13 protein-coding genes and 2 pseudogenes are annotated in these 16,101 nt (G+C 69.1%); 7 read left to right on the top strand and 8 right to left on the bottom strand.

Annotation, left to right across the window (positions count from 1 at the left end; genetic code table 11):
• Positions 1 to 452: 452 nt before the first annotated feature.
• The 3 genes from AB0C75_RS34545 (at position 453) to AB0C75_RS34535 (ending at position 3,346) form a co-directional block, all read left to right on the top strand.
• Positions 453 to 1,052: a TetR/AcrR family transcriptional regulator gene (locus AB0C75_RS34545; protein ID WP_362896262.1), complete on the top strand. Its 600-nt coding sequence runs from the start codon at positions 453 to 455 to the stop codon at positions 1,050 to 1,052.
• Between the two features lie 398 nt (positions 1,053 to 1,450).
• Entirely contained in the window at positions 1,451 to 2,185 is a 735-nt protein-coding gene (locus AB0C75_RS34540; protein WP_362896260.1) for an SDR family oxidoreductase, read from the top strand.
• A 996-nt stretch (positions 2,186 to 3,181) separates the two neighbouring features.
• Positions 3,182 to 3,346 (top strand): hypothetical protein, encoded by a 165-nt coding sequence (locus tag AB0C75_RS34535; protein WP_362896258.1) that lies wholly within the window; start codon positions 3,182 to 3,184, stop codon positions 3,344 to 3,346.
• Between the two features lie 376 nt (positions 3,347 to 3,722).
• On the opposite strand, the gene AB0C75_RS34530 is transcribed toward AB0C75_RS34535, so the two are convergent.
• The 5 genes from AB0C75_RS34530 to AB0C75_RS34510 form a co-directional block, all read right to left on the bottom strand.
• The gene (locus tag AB0C75_RS34530) at positions 3,723 to 4,643 is read right to left on the bottom strand and encodes a carbohydrate kinase (protein WP_362896256.1); all 921 of its coding nucleotides are present in this window, start codon (positions 4,641 to 4,643) and stop codon (positions 3,723 to 3,725) included.
• A gap of 99 nt (positions 4,644 to 4,742) precedes the next feature.
• Positions 4,743 to 5,777, bottom strand: coding sequence for an alcohol dehydrogenase catalytic domain-containing protein (locus AB0C75_RS34525; RefSeq protein WP_362896254.1), 1,035 nt, complete (start codon positions 5,775 to 5,777; stop codon positions 4,743 to 4,745).
• Positions 5,778 to 6,012: 235 nt separating this feature from the next.
• Entirely contained in the window at positions 6,013 to 7,347 is a 1,335-nt protein-coding gene (locus AB0C75_RS34520; RefSeq protein ID WP_362896252.1) for an MFS transporter, read from the bottom strand.
• Positions 7,348 to 7,364: 17 nt separating this feature from the next.
• The gene (locus AB0C75_RS34515) at positions 7,365 to 8,741 is read right to left on the bottom strand and encodes an FAD-dependent oxidoreductase (protein ID WP_362896250.1); all 1,377 of its coding nucleotides are present in this window, start codon (positions 8,739 to 8,741) and stop codon (positions 7,365 to 7,367) included.
• Positions 8,742 to 8,767: 26 nt separating this feature from the next.
• Positions 8,768 to 9,838, bottom strand: coding sequence for a LacI family DNA-binding transcriptional regulator (locus tag AB0C75_RS34510; RefSeq protein WP_362896248.1), 1,071 nt, complete (start codon positions 9,836 to 9,838; stop codon positions 8,768 to 8,770).
• A gap of 478 nt (positions 9,839 to 10,316) precedes the next feature.
• On the opposite strand from AB0C75_RS34510, the pseudogene AB0C75_RS34505 reads away from it, so the two are divergent.
• Positions 10,317 to 10,562 (top strand): annotated as a pseudogene (locus AB0C75_RS34505) (alpha/beta hydrolase fold domain-containing protein); the annotation flags it as partial.
• Between the two features lie 7 nt (positions 10,563 to 10,569).
• Here AB0C75_RS34505 and AB0C75_RS34500 read toward each other — a convergent pair.
• Positions 10,570 to 10,722 carry a Tn3 family transposase gene (locus AB0C75_RS34500; RefSeq protein WP_362896270.1) on the bottom strand — a complete coding sequence of 51 codons (153 nt, stop codon included), beginning with the start codon at positions 10,720 to 10,722 and terminating at the stop codon, positions 10,570 to 10,572.
• Between the two features lie 207 nt (positions 10,723 to 10,929).
• Positions 10,930 to 11,883, bottom strand: coding sequence for an NADP-dependent oxidoreductase (locus AB0C75_RS34495; protein ID WP_362896246.1), 954 nt, complete (start codon positions 11,881 to 11,883; stop codon positions 10,930 to 10,932).
• A 121-nt stretch (positions 11,884 to 12,004) separates the two neighbouring features.
• Between AB0C75_RS34495 and AB0C75_RS34490 the strand changes: the two genes are divergently transcribed.
• Positions 12,005 to 12,598 carry a helix-turn-helix domain-containing protein gene (locus tag AB0C75_RS34490; protein ID WP_362896244.1) on the top strand — a complete coding sequence of 198 codons (594 nt, stop codon included), beginning with the start codon at positions 12,005 to 12,007 and terminating at the stop codon, positions 12,596 to 12,598.
• A 68-nt stretch (positions 12,599 to 12,666) separates the two neighbouring features.
• Positions 12,667 to 13,056, top strand: a pseudogene (locus AB0C75_RS34485) (IS5/IS1182 family transposase); the annotation flags it as partial.
• Between the two features lie 539 nt (positions 13,057 to 13,595).
• On the opposite strand, the gene AB0C75_RS34480 reads toward AB0C75_RS34485, so the two are convergent.
• Positions 13,596 to 14,501: an NADP-dependent oxidoreductase gene (locus AB0C75_RS34480; protein ID WP_362896242.1), complete on the bottom strand. Its 906-nt coding sequence runs from the start codon at positions 14,499 to 14,501 to the stop codon at positions 13,596 to 13,598.
• 429 nt (positions 14,502 to 14,930) lie between these two features.
• On the opposite strand from AB0C75_RS34480, the gene AB0C75_RS34475 reads away from it, so the two are divergent.
• Positions 14,931 to 15,287: a MerR family transcriptional regulator gene (locus AB0C75_RS34475; RefSeq protein WP_362896240.1), complete on the top strand. Its 357-nt coding sequence runs from the start codon at positions 14,931 to 14,933 to the stop codon at positions 15,285 to 15,287.
• The last annotated feature ends 814 nt before the right edge of the window (positions 15,288 to 16,101 follow it).

Raw genomic sequence — 16,101 nt, 5'->3', positions numbered from 1 at the left:
GGCGCCCACACCCCCCGACAGCGACACCCCCGAAGAACCACACAGACACACCGCCCCAACCAAACAACCAAAGGACGCACCACAGGACAGACACCGCACACCCGACACCGACTCAAGACAGACCGCCAGCACGCACAATCGATCAGCAGCAAGCTTCCATGAGTCCGCAGAACGGCCGTCAAAGCGTCAGCGACGAGGCCCGTCCGCATATGGCCCGGCGATCATCCAGCCCGCCAAACGGCGCGGCACAAGGCCGACGACGGCCGTCAGACAGCGGCAAACCGCCTCTCCGCTCCCCTGGCAGAGCCCAGCGGTGATCCTCTCAGCTCCGCAGACGCCGCCCGCTTCGTGGCGCACCACCCGCATCCGGGCGCCCAGACGCATGTCGCCGGCCTGCCGGGCGACCCGACCTCGTTGTGGCCCAGACGGTCCAGAACCAGTAGGCTCGGCCTATGGCCCGGCATCGTGAGTTCGATGAAGACCGTGTGGTTCTCGCTATCCGAGATGAGTTCTGGGACAAAGGCTACGCGGCGACGTCGATGGACGACCTCCTACGCGTGAGCGGCTTGGGCAAGGGCAGCCTTTACGGGGCGTTCGGGGATAAGCGCAGCTTGTTCCTGCGGGTGTTGCGCGACTACGACGACGCGAACCTGCTGACGCTGCGCGAGCGCCTGGCGTCGGCGGCGCGGGGGATCGATCTGGTGCGCGAGTTCGTGCAGGGCCCGACCGGCGACCCGACCGGAGCAGCTGCGCGACGCGGTTGCCTGCTGGCCAACAGCAACGCCGAGCTCGCCACCAGCACTCCGGATGTGGCCGCCGAAGCGCGCCGCAGCTACGACGCGATCACTACCGTCCTCACCGCGGCACTCGAGCGTGCTCGGCGCGAAGGTGACCTCGATCCTGACATCGACCCCGCCGAGACCGCCCGCGCAGCTCTCGTTGCGCAACTCGGCCTCATGGCGCTCGGTCGCACCGGCATGGACATCGAGGCGCTCACCAGGGCGGCCCAGGCCTCCCTCGCACGGTTGCTGCCCGCCGCCCCCACGCGGTAGCAACGACTCGCCGGGCGGCCGTCGCCACGAGGGACCGTTTACGCACGTCGGGTTTACCGCGCTGACGGACGACAGACGGACGTTGACCGGCAAGGGGTCCGGTTGTGGAGTTGGGCAATGCCGGGCATGGCCGGGCCGATGCCCGGGTGCCGTGGGCGCCGTGGGCGCCGGGCACGCCCCAAGCGGCGTGCCCGTGGGAACTCCTGACACCAGGTCGGCCGAGCCCCCACTCACAGCCATTCTCGCATTCCACGGCCGGACAGGCCCCGAGCCATGCGTGCAGTGCGCTCTGCCCAGGCACGGGAACCACGGAAGCTCCTGACCCAGATTTCTTGACTGTTCGGTCCACATCGAGCAGAATTGTGGACGCAACAGTCCACAATTTTAGGGAGGACGGCATGGCCGTCTTGAAGGACAAGGTCGCCGTAGTCACCGGAGGCAGCAGCGGCATCGGGCTCGCGACCGCACGCGCGTTCCGCGACGAAGGTGCCAAGGTGTTCATCACCGGTCGCCGCAAGGACGCACTCGATGCTGCGGTCGCCGAGCTCGGAGCCAGCGTGACCGGCGCGGTCTGCGACGTGTCGGTGCCCGCAGAGCTCGACGCGTTCTACGAGACCGTACGGGGCCAGGCCGGACGCATCGACGTGCTGGTCGCGAACGCCGGCATCGGCACAGTAGCCCCGTTCGGCGAGGTGACAGAGGATCTGATCGACTCGATTTTCGCCATCAACGTCAAGGGAACAATCTTCACCCTGCAGCAGGCGCTTCCGCTCCTCAGCGCAAACGCTTCGGTGATCCTGACGAGTTCGACTGCCGCGACACGGCCCAACCAGGGACTCGAGGTCTACGCGGCGTCGAAGGCCGCGGTACGCAACCTCGCTCGCGGATGGGCCCTCAGCTCACGCGCGCAGGGCTTTCGGGTCAATGTCGTGTCCCCGGGTGCCACACGCACCGCCGGCCTCCTGGAGCTGATCACGCCCGAGATGCTCAAGGAGACCGAAGGCGTCGTCCCTCTCGGCCGGCTCGCCGAGCCCGAGGAGATCGCCGCCGTTACGACGTTCCTCGCCTCGGACGCGTCGAGCTACGTGAACGGTGCCGAGTTCTCCGCCGACGGTGGATACGCGCAGGTGTGAGCCTGGAGTGAGCCAGCGCTCGGAAGGGGCGCCCGGACGCGCACGAGCCCCCGCCGGAACAGCGTTCCCCCGCCTGCCCTGGTCCGACGTAGCCCATCCTTGCGGGCGCCGTAGTTCTCGCGTGTGCTTCCGGGTGCTGGTGAATCCCCTTCGCGACCATGGCAGCAGCGTCATTTCCTCGCGACCGCCCGGCTCGGGCTCCAACAGCTGACGCCGTGGCCCTGCTGGGCGGTCTGGCCGCCGATTCTTCACGGCGACGACGAAATCGCCGTAGACTTGCGATTGAACAAGGCGCCGGGCGTGCTGGAGCCACCGGGTAGCCTCCCCACACGGCAGGCGCAGCCACGGCTGTGTTCACGGACTCGACGAGCCGGTCACGCTGCGCACAGTCGGGCCAGAGCGTCGGCCAGCGGACGCAGGCTTCTTCGAACCAACGTCCGCGCTGTTCTTCGTAGCTCAGTTTGCGTCGCTGACGACCGCCCGAGCAGCACTCGTGGTCACTATGTCGGTGGCGATGCGTAGAGTCGTTTCTGCCCAGCCGAGCAACGCCCGAGTAATCGCGATCGATTGGATGACACTCATGCCGTGCTCGGCCAGCAGATTTTGAACGGCGCCTCCATCCCCTCGTTCGCGAGCACAGGCCGACATTGCTCGACAAGCGCGGTCCATCGCGCGGCCTCCTCGGACCGCAAGCCGGTGGCGTGGCCGCAGGCATGATGCAAGGCCGCGGATCTCCGCTGTGCCATCGATGCAGCCGGAAATTCGACCTGCAGGCCCAGGAAGGGCGGGAACCCAGAGCTTCCGGACGGCGCACGACATCGGGTTCCCAGTCGGCGAACAACTGGCCGCCGCGCTCGTTTTCGAGGCTGACGCAGAGCTTGCCGGCAGTCCAACATCCGGCCTGGCCGTCGAACAGCCGGTCGAGCGTTGCCGTAGTCGCAGCCATCTCGCCGCTGGGGAGCGGCCCAGACCCCTCTCGGGGACTTCAAGGCCACCATGCTGCAGTACGGGATGGGCGAGAGCTGGGCGCAGGGCCTGGTAGACATGGCGACCGCCCACAACGAGGACGTCTACGAGCCCGAAGCCGCCATCGCCACGCCCTCGCCCACCAGCTTCGCCCAGTGGTGCGAACGGGTCCTCAAGCCCGCAACCATCACCTGACCACACCAACCGGCAACAGCGGCACCGCAGTCCGCGAAGAAGGAACCACGCATGCTCGGGCTGGAACTGACCGTAATGCCCGGCCTGGCCGTGCTGCTGTGCGGCGTGCTCGCCGACGGCCAGGTCCCCTTCAGGCGCGATCGCGTCGTGTTTGAGATCCGCCCCACTCTGCGCCGTCGGAACTGGGCCTCGAAGTCCGTGACGGCCCCGGCCCATCAGCCACGGACGGTCACACGGGAGTCCCCCGCACAAGCACCCCGGTCAACCACTCCCCCAGCCGCTTCTGGTCCTCCTGGCTGCCCGCCCGGAACCCGAAAGCCATGCGGAGATCCGTACGGCGGCGGGTGATCGCGCATCCCCCTGTCGGTCGTACCTGTCAGGGACGAGGCCCTGGGAGTTCGTACGCGAAGGGCGGGTCAGCCCCTGCCCTGGCGCAGGTGACCGCGGCGGCACCGGCGGCGAAGCCGAGTACCTGCCGCCAGGTGTCGGCGGACAGTCCGGCCAGAGCGTCGGCCGACAGCAGGTCCCGTTCGGACAGGGCGTGCAGGAGCGCAGCGTTGACGGTGTCGCCTGCACCGATGGTGTCGATGACCCGGACAGGCTCGCCGGGCACCGAGTGCTCGCCGCCGCAGCCCGTGTAGACCGTCAAGCCAGCCCCGCCCCGGGTGACCACGACGGCCGAGGGACCGGCGGCCAGCCAGCCCGCGATGTCGTACCCGAGCCATTGCGCGTCCTCATCGCTGAGCTTGAGGAGCGAGACGGACGACAGCAGACGGCCGAAGCGGGCTCGGTAGGCGTCCGGGTCCGGAATGAGACCGGCGCGGATGTTGGGGTCAAGGGCGATGAAACGCCCGAGCCGTGCCTCTCGGTGCATCAGCTCCTCGTAGACGCTCGCCCCCGGCTCCAGCACCAGCGAGCAGGTGCCGAACGACACCGCCCGTGTCCCGGCGGGGAACGGTCCCGGCAGAGTGAAGAGACGGTCGGCTGTGCCCTGGCAGTAGAAGGTATAAGCGGCCGAGCCGTTCCCGTCGATAGATGCGACGGCCAGTGTGGTGGGCTCCGGGCCGCGCTGCACCAGGTCCAGGTCCACCTTCTCCTCACGCAGACGGTCGACCAGAGACGCACCGAACGCGTCCGTCGAGATCCGCGAGCAGAAGGCGGTGGCGGAGTCGAGGCGGGCAAGCGCGAGAGCCGTGTTGTACGGCCCTCCGCCACGTGCGGGCAGCAGCGGCGCGGAGGCGTTTCCGACGGCTTCGGGCACCAGGTCGACCAGTGCCTCACCGGCGACGACGATCACTTCAGGTTCCTTCCACGGGGGCGGGTCCGGTGCCAGGATCACAGGCCCTGCCGGATATCGGTGCTCGGCCGCCCGGATCGGTGTAACTCTCCGGGCCCCTCACGTGCCTGCGATGGTGATCAGTACTTTCACGTGCTCCGGTTGCAGCGCGGCCGCGAAGGCCTTGCCCGCTTCTTCCAGCGGGTAGGTGGCGGTGATGATCTCGTCGGCGTCGATGGCACCGGAGGTGATCAGGTCGATGGAGGTACGGTAGTCGTCGGCGGTGTACATCAGAGTCCCCTCGATGCGGATCTCGCTGTCCTGGACGAGGTCCAGCCGGACCGGAGTGGGGCCGGGGGCGCCCACGCCGACGACGATGATCTGGCCGCCCTTGGTCACGAGGTCGATTGCCTGGGCCATCGACTGTTCGCGGGCGACGCAGTCGAAGACCACGTCGGCCGGACCTCCGAGGACGGCGTGAGCCTCCGCGGCCAGGCCGGTCGCGTCGGCCGGGAGCGCGTCGGTGGCGCCGAGTCGCACGGCCCGCTCCCGTTTGGTGTCCAGCAGGTCGGTGACCACGATCCGGGCCGCACCGGCGTGCCGGGCCGCGGCCAGGACGAGCAGCCCGATGGGCCCTGCACCGAGGACGGCTACGGTGCGGCCGGTGAGCTCACCTGCTTTGGCGACGGCGTGCACGGGCGTGGCGAGTGGTTCGACGAGGGCTGCCCGGACGTCAGACATCGTCTCGGGCACCCGGTGGACCCGGTCAGCGGCGATCGTAAAGAGGTCGGCCATACCGCCGGGGATCTGGCAGCCGAACACCTCAAGCTGCCGGCAGATGTTGTAGCGGCCGGAGCGGCACTGGGCGCACCGGCCGCAGTACAGGTTGGGTTCGATGATCACGCGTGTGCCCGGAGCGAAGTCCTGGACCCCCTTGCCGGCGGCGGCAACCACGCCTACCACCTCGTGTCCGGGCCGGTAGGGCAGGTCGATGAAGGGATGGTGCCCGAGGGCTGCGTGAGTGTCGGATCCACACACCCCGACGACGGTGCTGCGGATCAGGAGTTCGTCGTCGCCGGGCTGAGGTGTGGGCACCTCTTCGATGCTTATGTCGTCGATGGACCGGACGAGTACGCGGCGGTTCGGCTGAGGCATGGTCAGGAAATTCCGTTCGGTGCGGGGTGGGACAACCGTGGGGCAGGGGGCACCGCGGTGCGGTGGCGGTCCGGGATGTGTACGGCGCTCGATGACGGGGTTCGGCATCGGCACAGGGTTTGGCATCGGGACGGGTCTCAAGCGCCGGGTGCTCGCCTGGTGTTGGCGGCGGTCCGGTGGCCGAGGGTCTTCCCGCTCGCTCCGGGCGGCGATGCGGCCTGCCCCGCCCCACGAACTACGGCTGCCGTATCAGTTCTGGGTCCTGGTCCGGTGTGACCGGGGTCCGTCGGGGGGCGGTTTCGCGGATGGCGGTGATCGCGAAGGCCAGCGTGACGGCGGACAGAAGCATCACGTAGAACGCGGGGGCCAGCTGGCTTCCGGTCGTGGCGACCAGCCAGGTGGCCACGTAGGGAACCGTGCCGCCGAACGCCGAGACCACCAGGTTGTACGGGATGGCCATCGCACCGCTGCGAATCCGCGCGGGGAACTGCTCCGCCATCGTCGCGCTCAACGCACCGTCGAACACGGCGATCAGGAGACCGAGGAGCAGCATGGCGGTGATCGCCAACGCGAGGCTGCCGCGCGACATCAGATAGAACGCCGGCCAGCTGAGCACCACGAATCCGGCGCTGCCCGCGATGAGCATCGGCTTGCGGCCGACGCGGTCGGAGAGCGCGCCCATGAACGGAACGGCGATCGCGGTGACACCGATGGCGATGGTCGTGGTCGTGAAGGACTGGCTGCTGCTGAAGCCGAGGTCGCCGCTCAGGAAGCTCGGCAGGAAGGACACCAGCGCCCAGTGACCGATCGCCTTGAGGAGCAGAACGCCGCACAGCACCAGCATCGCCTTGGACCCGGTACGGAACGCCTCCTTCGTCGGCGATTCCGCGACCGCACCGGCGGCCTCCAGCTCGCGGAACTCCGGGGAGTCCTCCAGCTGGAGCCGGATGTACAGGCCGACGAGGCCGAGCGGAAGAGCGAGGAGGAAGGGGATCCTCCAGCCCCAGTCGGTCATGACGCCGTTTCCGAGAAGGGTGATCAGTGCGAGTGCGAGCGCGGAACCGACGACGGAGGCGATGAACCCGATTCCGTCCATCCAGCTCGTCATGAACCCACGACGGGTACGGGGCGAGTGCTCGAACAGCAGCGCCACCGCGTTGGACGTCTCGCCGCCGGCTCCGAAGCCCTGCACCATCCTGGCGAGCACCAGCAGCACCGGCGCGAGGACGCCCACGCTGTCGTAGGTGGGCAGTACGCCCATCGCGAACGTGGAGCCCGACGTGAGCAGGACGACGATGGCCAGAGTGCGCTGCCGGCCTATGCGGTCTCCGAGCGGCCCGAAGAAGAGGCCGCCGAGCGGCCGCAGGACGAACCCGATGGCCGAGACGGCGAAGGTGGCCAGGAGAGCAGCCGTGGGATTGTCGGAGACAAAGAAGTTCGCAGCGAGGAACGTGGCCAGCAGCCCGTAGACGCCGACGTCGTACCACTCGATGAAATGACCGACGCCCGCCGCCACGAGGACCTTCCGGGCCTGCGGGGAGATCTTCTCTGTCTCTGCGTGGCTGTGCATTGCGTTCTCCCGAAGTCCTAGTGTGCTGGCGGCGTCACGCGGCCGCCTTGTTCCCGTATCGCGGTCCTGAGTTGACCGGCGTCCAGCTGTCGCGGCTGCTTCCCGCCGGTCGCCGCGAGTGCGGCGGCCACACCAGCGGCCTGGCCCGTCGCGGCGCAGGTGGCTCCCACCCGCGCCGATCCGAGTGCTTCGCGGTCCACCGAGATGCAGCGGCCGGCCACGAGCAGGCTGTCGGTGTTCTGCGGCAGCAGGCTGCGGTAGGGGATCTCGTACGGGAGCGGCACGTACATGGCGTGCACGCCGACGTCTCCGGCAGGGTGCACGTCGATCGGCCAGCAGCCGACCGCGATGCCGTCATCGAACCGGGCCTGGGCACGGATGTCGTCACCGGTGAGCGTGTAGGCCCCGAGGAGGCGCCTTGTCTCACGGACGCCGATCTGGGTGCTCGTGTGCAGCAGCCGCCCGTCCGCGAACGCCGGACTGTGCTCGCGCAGGGCGTCGAGCATGACGACGGAGTCCCTGCGGCCGGTGACCTCCGCGCGGGTGAGCTCCTCCGCGTCGGACGCGTCTCCGATGACCCGGGTGGTGTTGACCCAGGCGATGTCCTTCTCCATGCCTCCGAACCAGGGGCCTCCGAACGGAGGCAGCTCGCCCCGGGACCGGGCCGCGCGCATGGCCTCCACGTCCAGGTCGATGTCCCTGCGCGTGGAGGCGTACCGCCCCAGCAGCGGCTCCTTCAACAGGGTCGCCTCCGGGCCGATAGGGATGCGCACCGGTTCGGCGTGCTCGCGGTCCGGATCTGGTGACACGTTGCCCACGCGGAACGGCATGGTCATCGGCTGGAGCGTGTTGCCCTTGACCCAGTCGGAACCGGCACCAGCCACCATGTCGCCGTTGCCGGTGCAGTCCACTGTGACCGCGGCGCGGATGGCGCGCCTGCCGTCGACATTCTCCACGTACACGCCCCGCACGGCGCCGTCCTCGACGATAGGGCGGGCGCCCCAGCTGTGGAACAGGAGCCCGATGCCCTCGGCCTCGATCATCTCGTCGGCGACGCGCTTCATGACCTCCGGATCGGAGTTCAGCACCCAGCCGTCACCGTCGACCGCGCCGCCCTGCTTCGCGGCGCGGGCCAGCCACTCCGCGGGGACGCCTTCCACGCAACGGTCGTAGGGCCGCAGCCAGGAGTTGTAGCCGGCGAGCGTGAGGACCATGCCCGCGGTCCACATCCCACCGAGGAATCCGTGCCGCTCGACGAGGAAGGTGCTTGCCCCCGCCCGCGCCGCGGCGACGGCGGCGCACACCCCGGCAGGTCCGCCGCCGACGACCAGGACGTCGACGTCGGCCACCACCGGTATCTCCCGGGCCTGTTCGTGCACTGTCGTCCGTCGCATCTGTCGCTTCTCCGGATTGGGCATCGTCATGGTTCCTCTCGGTTCGTCGTACGTAGGTCGTCGCCACCGGCCGAGGCGCGGATCTTCAGCTCCGGTGGGAGGCAGATGCTCGCTGCGGGTGCCGTCGAGCCCTGGATGCGTTCGAACAACAGGTCCGCGGCCCTTGCGCCGATCTCGTCGGCCGGCGGGCGGACGCTGGCCAGGGCGGGCTGGAGGTAGGCGGCGAACGGCAGGTCGCCGTGGCCGATCACCGCGACATGCGCGGGCACGTCGATCCCCTTCTCGGCCAGTGCGCGGTAAAGGCCGAGGGCGAAGTAGTCGCTGCCTGTCAGTACCGCGGCACCCGGTTCGAGCCTGCTCACCAGTTGTCGGGCGCACTGGTAGGCGGCACCCGGTTCCCACGGCAGGACCCGCCGCCCTTGCACCGGCGGCACCAGCGTGACGGCGTCGTCCCGTACGGGGAGGCCGCGTTCGGTCAGCGCGCGGCGGAATCCGGCGCGCCGGTCGGCCGCCGAGGAGAACGGAACGTCCTCCTCCAGCAAGTGGACGCTGGAAGCACCGGAGTCAAGCAGATGCGAGACGGCTTCGTAGGCACCGCGCTCGTGGTCGACACCGACGAAATCGCCATCGAATCCGTCCAGTACACGGTTGACCAGCACGATCGGCACCCCGGAGTCCCGCAGTCGCTGCCAGTGCTCAGCGCCCTCCTGGACGGGGATCACCACGGCTCCGTCCACGCCCCACCGCAGGAGCGCTTCCGCCGCGTCCCGCTCCGTCTCCAGGTCCTCCTCGGTGACCATGAGCAGCAGCGAGTAGCCGTTCGCACGGCAGCGTTCCTCGACGGCGCTGATCAGCAGCGAGTAGAACGGGTTGGCCGGGTGGGTGATGACCATGCCCAGCGTCATCGCGGAGCCTGAAACCAGCGACCTGGCCATCGAGTTCGGCACGTAGCCGAGCCGATCGGCTTCCGCGCGGATACGAGTCCTCAGCTCCTCGCCGACCGAGTCCTTGCCGGCCAGTGCCCGCGAGACGGTCTTCACCGAGACTCCCAGCGAGTCCGCAATCGTCTTGAGCGTCACACGCCCGCCAGCCCGCATCGCGTTGTCCTTCCCTTGGGTCGCTCCGTAGGTAAACGTTTACCCCAGCTGCCGCACTCATCTACGGGTAAGCGTTGGGGTTAGCGATTACCCTAGGGACCTCCCTCTTCCCACGTCAATGCTTTCCGCGGGCGTTTTTCAGGAAGGGGAGGAAGGGCTTCATCGAGGAACAGGTTCATCCTCAGCACCTGTGCGAGAGCTACGACCCCGGTCAGCGAAGGGGGCGAGGCCGGTGCCACCCTGCCGGCGGCAGGCCCATCCTGTTCGGGGAGTTCGCGGGTAGTTCCTGGCCGCAGGGCGGCGCGGTCGGCGACGGGCTCTGCCAGCCGGCCGGGCGTCGAGCCGTTGGCCGGGCCGGCGCCTCAGCCGGTGGGGGGTGCCGACCTGGTCGCGTTCGAGGCGGAGCGTAGTTGACCGAGGGCCCGGGCGACTTCTGCCGTCGTGAACTGGTCGAGAGCGCCGTCGAGCAGTTCGCTCAGGCCTGCGGAGAAACCTGACCGGGTGCCCTCCGCTCCTCATCCAGGTGGGCACCAACGAGATCCTCCTCGACGATTCCACCCGCCTCACCGCCCGGGCACGCGAGGCAGGAGTCGACGTCATCCTCGACATCACCGCCGGTGCACCCCACGTCTTCCAGGCCTTCGCCGGCGGCACCCTCGACGAAGCCGACCAGGCACTCGACTGCGCCACCCTCTTCCTCACCCAGCACGCCTCCACCCCCTGACGCCTAGTCATGTCGAGGTCGAAGCGTCCTTCTGGCGCATCTCGGCGTCCGCGAGACAGTCGCAGACGAACGCGGTCCGTACCGCCCGCCCGAGTTCTTCGATCGCCTGGTAGGTGGGGTGTCCGGGGCCACTGCGGGTGAAGCGGCCCGCACCAGGCACCGTCAACGGACCTCCGCTGCCGCCAGTCACCTAAGGGCACCGTGCGACCGGGCCTGCTGTGGCCACGTCGCGGGCGTGTGGGCTTACGGCCTTACAAGGATCCAAGCCCATAAAAGAGAGCCCAGCCCGAGTCGGGCCGCGCGTGGTCTCCGGGGAGCGGCCGGCCCATGTCCTTCCGCGCGGTTGGCGGCGACGGTCCGACCGGCGTCAGAGGGCAGACGCGAGTGCTCTGAGATCGATGACGGTCTTCCCGCGGCGGGGACCCGACCCCGCCGCCTCGTGCGCTTCAGCTGCTTGACCGGCAGGGAAGACCGCCTGGACCGGTACGCGGAACAGTCCCTTTTCGGCAAGGTCTGCAGCGACGGCGAGTCCGTGGCGCCCGTCGGGCTGGCCGCCGAACTGGCCGAGGGATAGGCGCACCTCACGGCTGGGACCGGTGAAATCCGCCAGGGTGACCACCGACCGAGGTCCGTCGGTGAGACTGATGAGCTCATCGAGCGAGCCGGCTCCGGCCACGTCGAGCGCGCGGTCGATGTGTGGAATGCCCAGCGCGCGAACCCGCTCCGGCAGGCCAGGCCCGTAGGGCAGGGGGATCGCGCCGAGACCGGAGAGGAATTCTTCGCTGCCGGGGCGGCCGGTCCCGACGACACGGGCTCCGCGAGCCACGGCCAGTTGCACGGCGATGCTCCCCACCCCACCCGTCGCGCCGTCGATCAGCAATGTCGTCTCCACCTCCTCGCGCACGCCGAGCAGGTCCAGAGCACGGGTCGCCGTCTCCACGCTCGACCCGGCGGCACCGGCCCCCTCCCAGGACAGAGCGGCCGGCTTCACCGCCCAGAACGCCAGAACGGCGAACTGCGCGCTCGCCCCGCCCAGCCGGGCAACATCGACGGCGCCGAACACTTCGTCCCCGATGGCAGAGCCTTCGACACCCTCGCCGACCTCGTCGATCACACCGGCCGCGTCCACGCCAGGGATGTGAGGCAGGGCAAGGCTGTCGCGTGAGGGGGATTCACCGGACCGCAGTGCGAGGTCGACCGGCGACACCGCGCTGGTGCGGACCGATATGCGTACCTCGCCCGGGCCCGCGTGCGGCTCGGGTGCGGAGCGCACGCCGAGTACGCCGGGAGGACCGAACCGGTCGAACTGTACTGCTTGCATGATCACCTCTCCGGCCCGGAATTTCCGGGCGCCGCCTTACGGTAGACATGGATGTGGAGCAGGTGCTCCGTATCAGGCTGAAGTGAGAATCGCGGAGATCGAAGTGACTCGGAAACCACGCATGGACGCGCAGCTCAACCGTCGCCGTATCATCGCCACCGCCCGTGCCGCCTTCGCCGACGAAGGGCTCGACCTGCCGATGCGGGAGATCGCCCGCCGCGCCGGTCTGGGCATTGCCACGGTCCATCGGCACTTCCCGGCACGCACCGACCTCGTCACGGCGGCACTCGCTGAGCTTGTCGCGGAATGCCGTGGGGACATGCAGGCGACTTTGGACGAGCCCGATCCCTGGCGCGCGCTCAGCGGCGCCGTACACAGCTTCGCGGAGCACCGGTTGCAGGACCGCGGGCTGAATGAGGCCCTGTTCGGTTCCCACCCGGCGGCGGCAGCCTTCGCTGTCGACCGCCGCGAACAGGCACGGGCGATGGAGCAGCTCGTGGACCGTGCCCGCGAGGCCGGTGCAGTGCGTCCGGACGTCACGGTGGAGGACGTACGCGTATGTCTCAGCGCCATCGCCTCGTTCCGTCTGACGCACCCCGCCGCAGACCTTCAGCGACTCGTCGAACTCCTCCTGATCGGGCTGGCGGCGGATGACGGCAGATCCCCCGAGATCAGCGCACGCCCCCTCCGAGCACGTCGACAAGCCATACCGTGAGGGCGCGGGCCGCCGATCTGTAGTGCTTGCGTACCGGCCAGGTCCAGCCGGCCGTGTGGGTACTGAGCAGCGCGCAGGGACATGGGTGCCGCCCCGGTGTGGTGTGCGATCAAATCGCACCGGGCCAGTGGGGCGGCCCCTGCAGTTCATCCCCGTGATGGAACGGGTCCGCGTCGCCCGTCCAGGCGGCGGACGCCCGCGCACCCGGCCGGACCGTCTCGGAGGCGACAAGGCGTACTCCTCACGCCGAAGCCGTCGCTACCTGCGCGGCGTCAGATGAAGCACACCATCCGCGAACCGTAGAACCAGCGTGCCAAGCGCGCCAGAGCCGGGGCAGCGGGGGAGGCCGGCCCACCAGCTTCGACAAGACGATCCACAAGAGAAGGAACGAAGTCGAACGAACGATCAACGGCCTCAAGAACTCCCGAGCCATGGTGACGAGATGGACCGACCGGGCGGCCTGGCGGGGCAGCACCGACGCGGCCGGCGTGGAGCTGTCCAACGAGGTGTGGGGCAGAATCGTGCTGACCGAGATGGTCGTGCACGCCTGGGACCTGGCCACAGCCACCGGCCTCCCTTTCGAACTGCCCGAAACGACGCTACGAGCATGCCTGGAGCACGTGACCGAGTTCGTCCCCCCGCGCACCTGTCCCCGCCTTGTGGGGACCAGCCATCGGCATTCCCGACGACGCCACCGCTCCTGGACCGGATCATCGCCATCACCGGACGCGCCCCGCGGCCTCCTGTCCATGGGCCCGTTTGAACCCCTCTCACGAGGCTGCCGAAAGCTGGATGGGCTGGTGCCGCGTGGGCGACGGCTCATGTGCGGCGCGCGGTGCCCGAGTGGGGGCGAGGCCTGCTTGACGAGGCACCATGGAGTTCGGCCGGCTTTGGACCGCCCGCTCACCGATACCGATCGAAGGCACGCTCGCCACGCAGGCCCCGCATGTTGCAAGTCACCTACCTCGTAGGCCTGTTCAGATACAGAACGGCCTGTTCAGATGCAGATCACGATCTTCCCTCGGGTCCGCCCACGCTCGGCGTGCGCGTGGGCGTCGGCGATCCGCTCCAGGGGGTAGGTCTGTTCGATACGGGGTGTGTAGCGGCCTTGCCCGCCCAGTTCCGCCGCCGCGGACAGAAGAGTGGAATCGTTCTCCGCGTTGACCACATGCGTGCCCAGACGCTGCCCGCCCACATGATCGGCGACCGTCGCGACGCGCTTCGGGTCACCTGTGATCTCGACGAGGTCGCCCAGCGATCCGGAGGCCGCGGTGTCGAGCGCGAGGTCGACCCCACGCGGGGCGAGAGCGGACAGACGCTGCGCGAGGCCGGGACCGTAGGTGGTGGGAACGGCGCCGAGAGCGGTGAGGAACTCGTGGTTACGTTCACTGGCCGTCCCGATCACGGTGGCACCTTGCGCCACCGCGATCTCGACCGCCGCACTGCCCACGCCTCCGGCGGCGCCCTCGACGAGAAGAGTGCGCCCATCGAGGGAGCCGAGCGCTGCGAGCCCACGCATCGCGGTCACCGACGCGAGACCGGCGCCGGCGGCCTGCTCGTCGTTCCACGTGGCGGGGGTGTGTGCCCAGGCCGAGAGGATGAACAGCTCGGCGGTCGCCCCGGTGACGCCGCCCAGCCCGAAGACCCGGTCGCCGATGCTCACTCCCTGCACCCCGTCACCGATCTCGTCGACCACACCGGCACCGTCGCGCCCGGGAATGGCGGGCAGCTCCAGGGGAATCAGCTGATGCAGGGCGCCGGCGCGCAGCTTCCAGTCGATGGGATTGACGCCGGCCGCCGCTACGCGGACACGGATCTCACCGGGTCCGGGGTGGGGGTCGGGTGCCTGCTCGATCACCAGGCTCTCCGCTCCGCCGTATTCGTGGAACCGGGCTGCGCGCATAATGGTCTGCCTTACTTTGACGGGCCGGAATGATGTGTTCGTCCGACACCCGTCACTCTAGAACCTGACGTTGACGTGAGGTGCAAGTCGCAACTGCCGCCCGGCCGGAGGAGGTCAGGCGCGGATGGGTGAAGTTGCCGAGCGGGCGGGGGTGCGCGTGGAGGCAATGCGCCACTACGAGGTCCACGCCGCGCGTCACGGTCGACACCCATGTGCCACCGTCGGAGGGGCTCGGCCATGTCGGCATGGCGCGAGGGCTGCCGTGCGTACGTGAACCGCGTGAACGCTCTTGGATCCGCCACCTGGCCATGATCAACCTGGGTGCCGGGCAACGGTTCGATCGACCCCCAGGGCTTCCCCGTAGCCCGTATTGCTACCCTAAACCTGACGTGAACGTGAGGTACGAGTGGGAAGGGAGCGACCTGCTTCATGCGCATCGGACAGCTTGCCAGGCGGTCGGGGGTCAGCGTGCGGGCCCTGCGCTACTACGAGGAGCAGCGGCTCCTGGAATCGGCGCGGACGCCCGGTGGGCAGCGTGACTATGCCGACGAAGCCCTGGAGCGGGTCCAGCTCATCCAGGACCTCTTCGCGGCCGGCCTCTCCAGCCGTACCGTCGTCGAACTCCTGCCGTGCGTGAGCACCGGCGTCGCGACCCCCGCCATGCTCGACCAGCTCATCATCGAACGCGACCGCATCGCCGCACGCATCCAGGACCTGACCCGGGCCAAGACCAAACTCGGCCACGTGATCGAGAATGTGACCGCGGCGAACGTGCCGCAGGACTGATCAATCCGTCATCCGGCATGCACCGGGCACTGGCCGTCCACGGGAAGCCTCGGGCGTATCGGGAGGCCGTCGACACAGCGTTCGCCGCTCTCGCCACGCGGGCATACGCCGGGCAGCGGTGGGCGGGGCAGGCCTCGGCTGACCACGGTGCCGACACACCGCAGGACCGGTTGGCCGCGACCTCTCCGACCGGACAACGCCCACGAGCGGGTGGCAAGGGCGGCCTGAGGCTGGATCGGCCACGCCATCGATACCGTGGAGGTGGACATGCGACTTCCTGTAGCCATCAGCCCAGGTTCGCATGGCGGCTTACCTGCACTTCACCATGGCCACCCTCAGCTCGACGGGCACCGAACACGGTTCGGGCCTCGGCACTCGGCGCTGGGTCGTCCAGCGCGCCTCCGCAGCGCGCACGCGTAGTGGTCCGTCGCCGCGGATCCGCTGGGAGGCCCCGCGGCGACGTCCACGAGGTTGCTTCTCCCTCGGGTGCGCATTCGTCTGCTGGCGGTGGCCCGAAGCGGCCCGTTGACGGCACGTCGCCGAGGGGCGGGGCGGTGTGGCCGTCCCTGTGCGGGGGGCCTTTTTACGAGCTGTGGTCCAGCGAGGGGCGGGGGCCGACGATGCGCTCCTTCAGGACGGCGTACTCGTTCGTTCCGTTCACGAGTCGGCAGGCGCTGGTGTGGGGGTCTACGAGGATGGGCCAGTTTCCGCCGGCTCGGATCTCCTTCCGGCACGGTGGCATCCACGTAAGGACGTCCGCCCAGACATCGGCGGTCGGCCGAGTGGTGGCCGGGGCTCCTGTGGATTGCACGGT

The sequence above is a fragment of the Streptomyces sp. NPDC048565 genome, assembly GCF_040650935.1.
Lineage (GTDB): Bacteria > Actinomycetota > Actinomycetes > Streptomycetales > Streptomycetaceae > Streptomyces.
The sequence above is the reverse complement of the archived record's forward strand: the minus strand, read 5'-3'. Positions and strand labels throughout refer to the sequence as shown.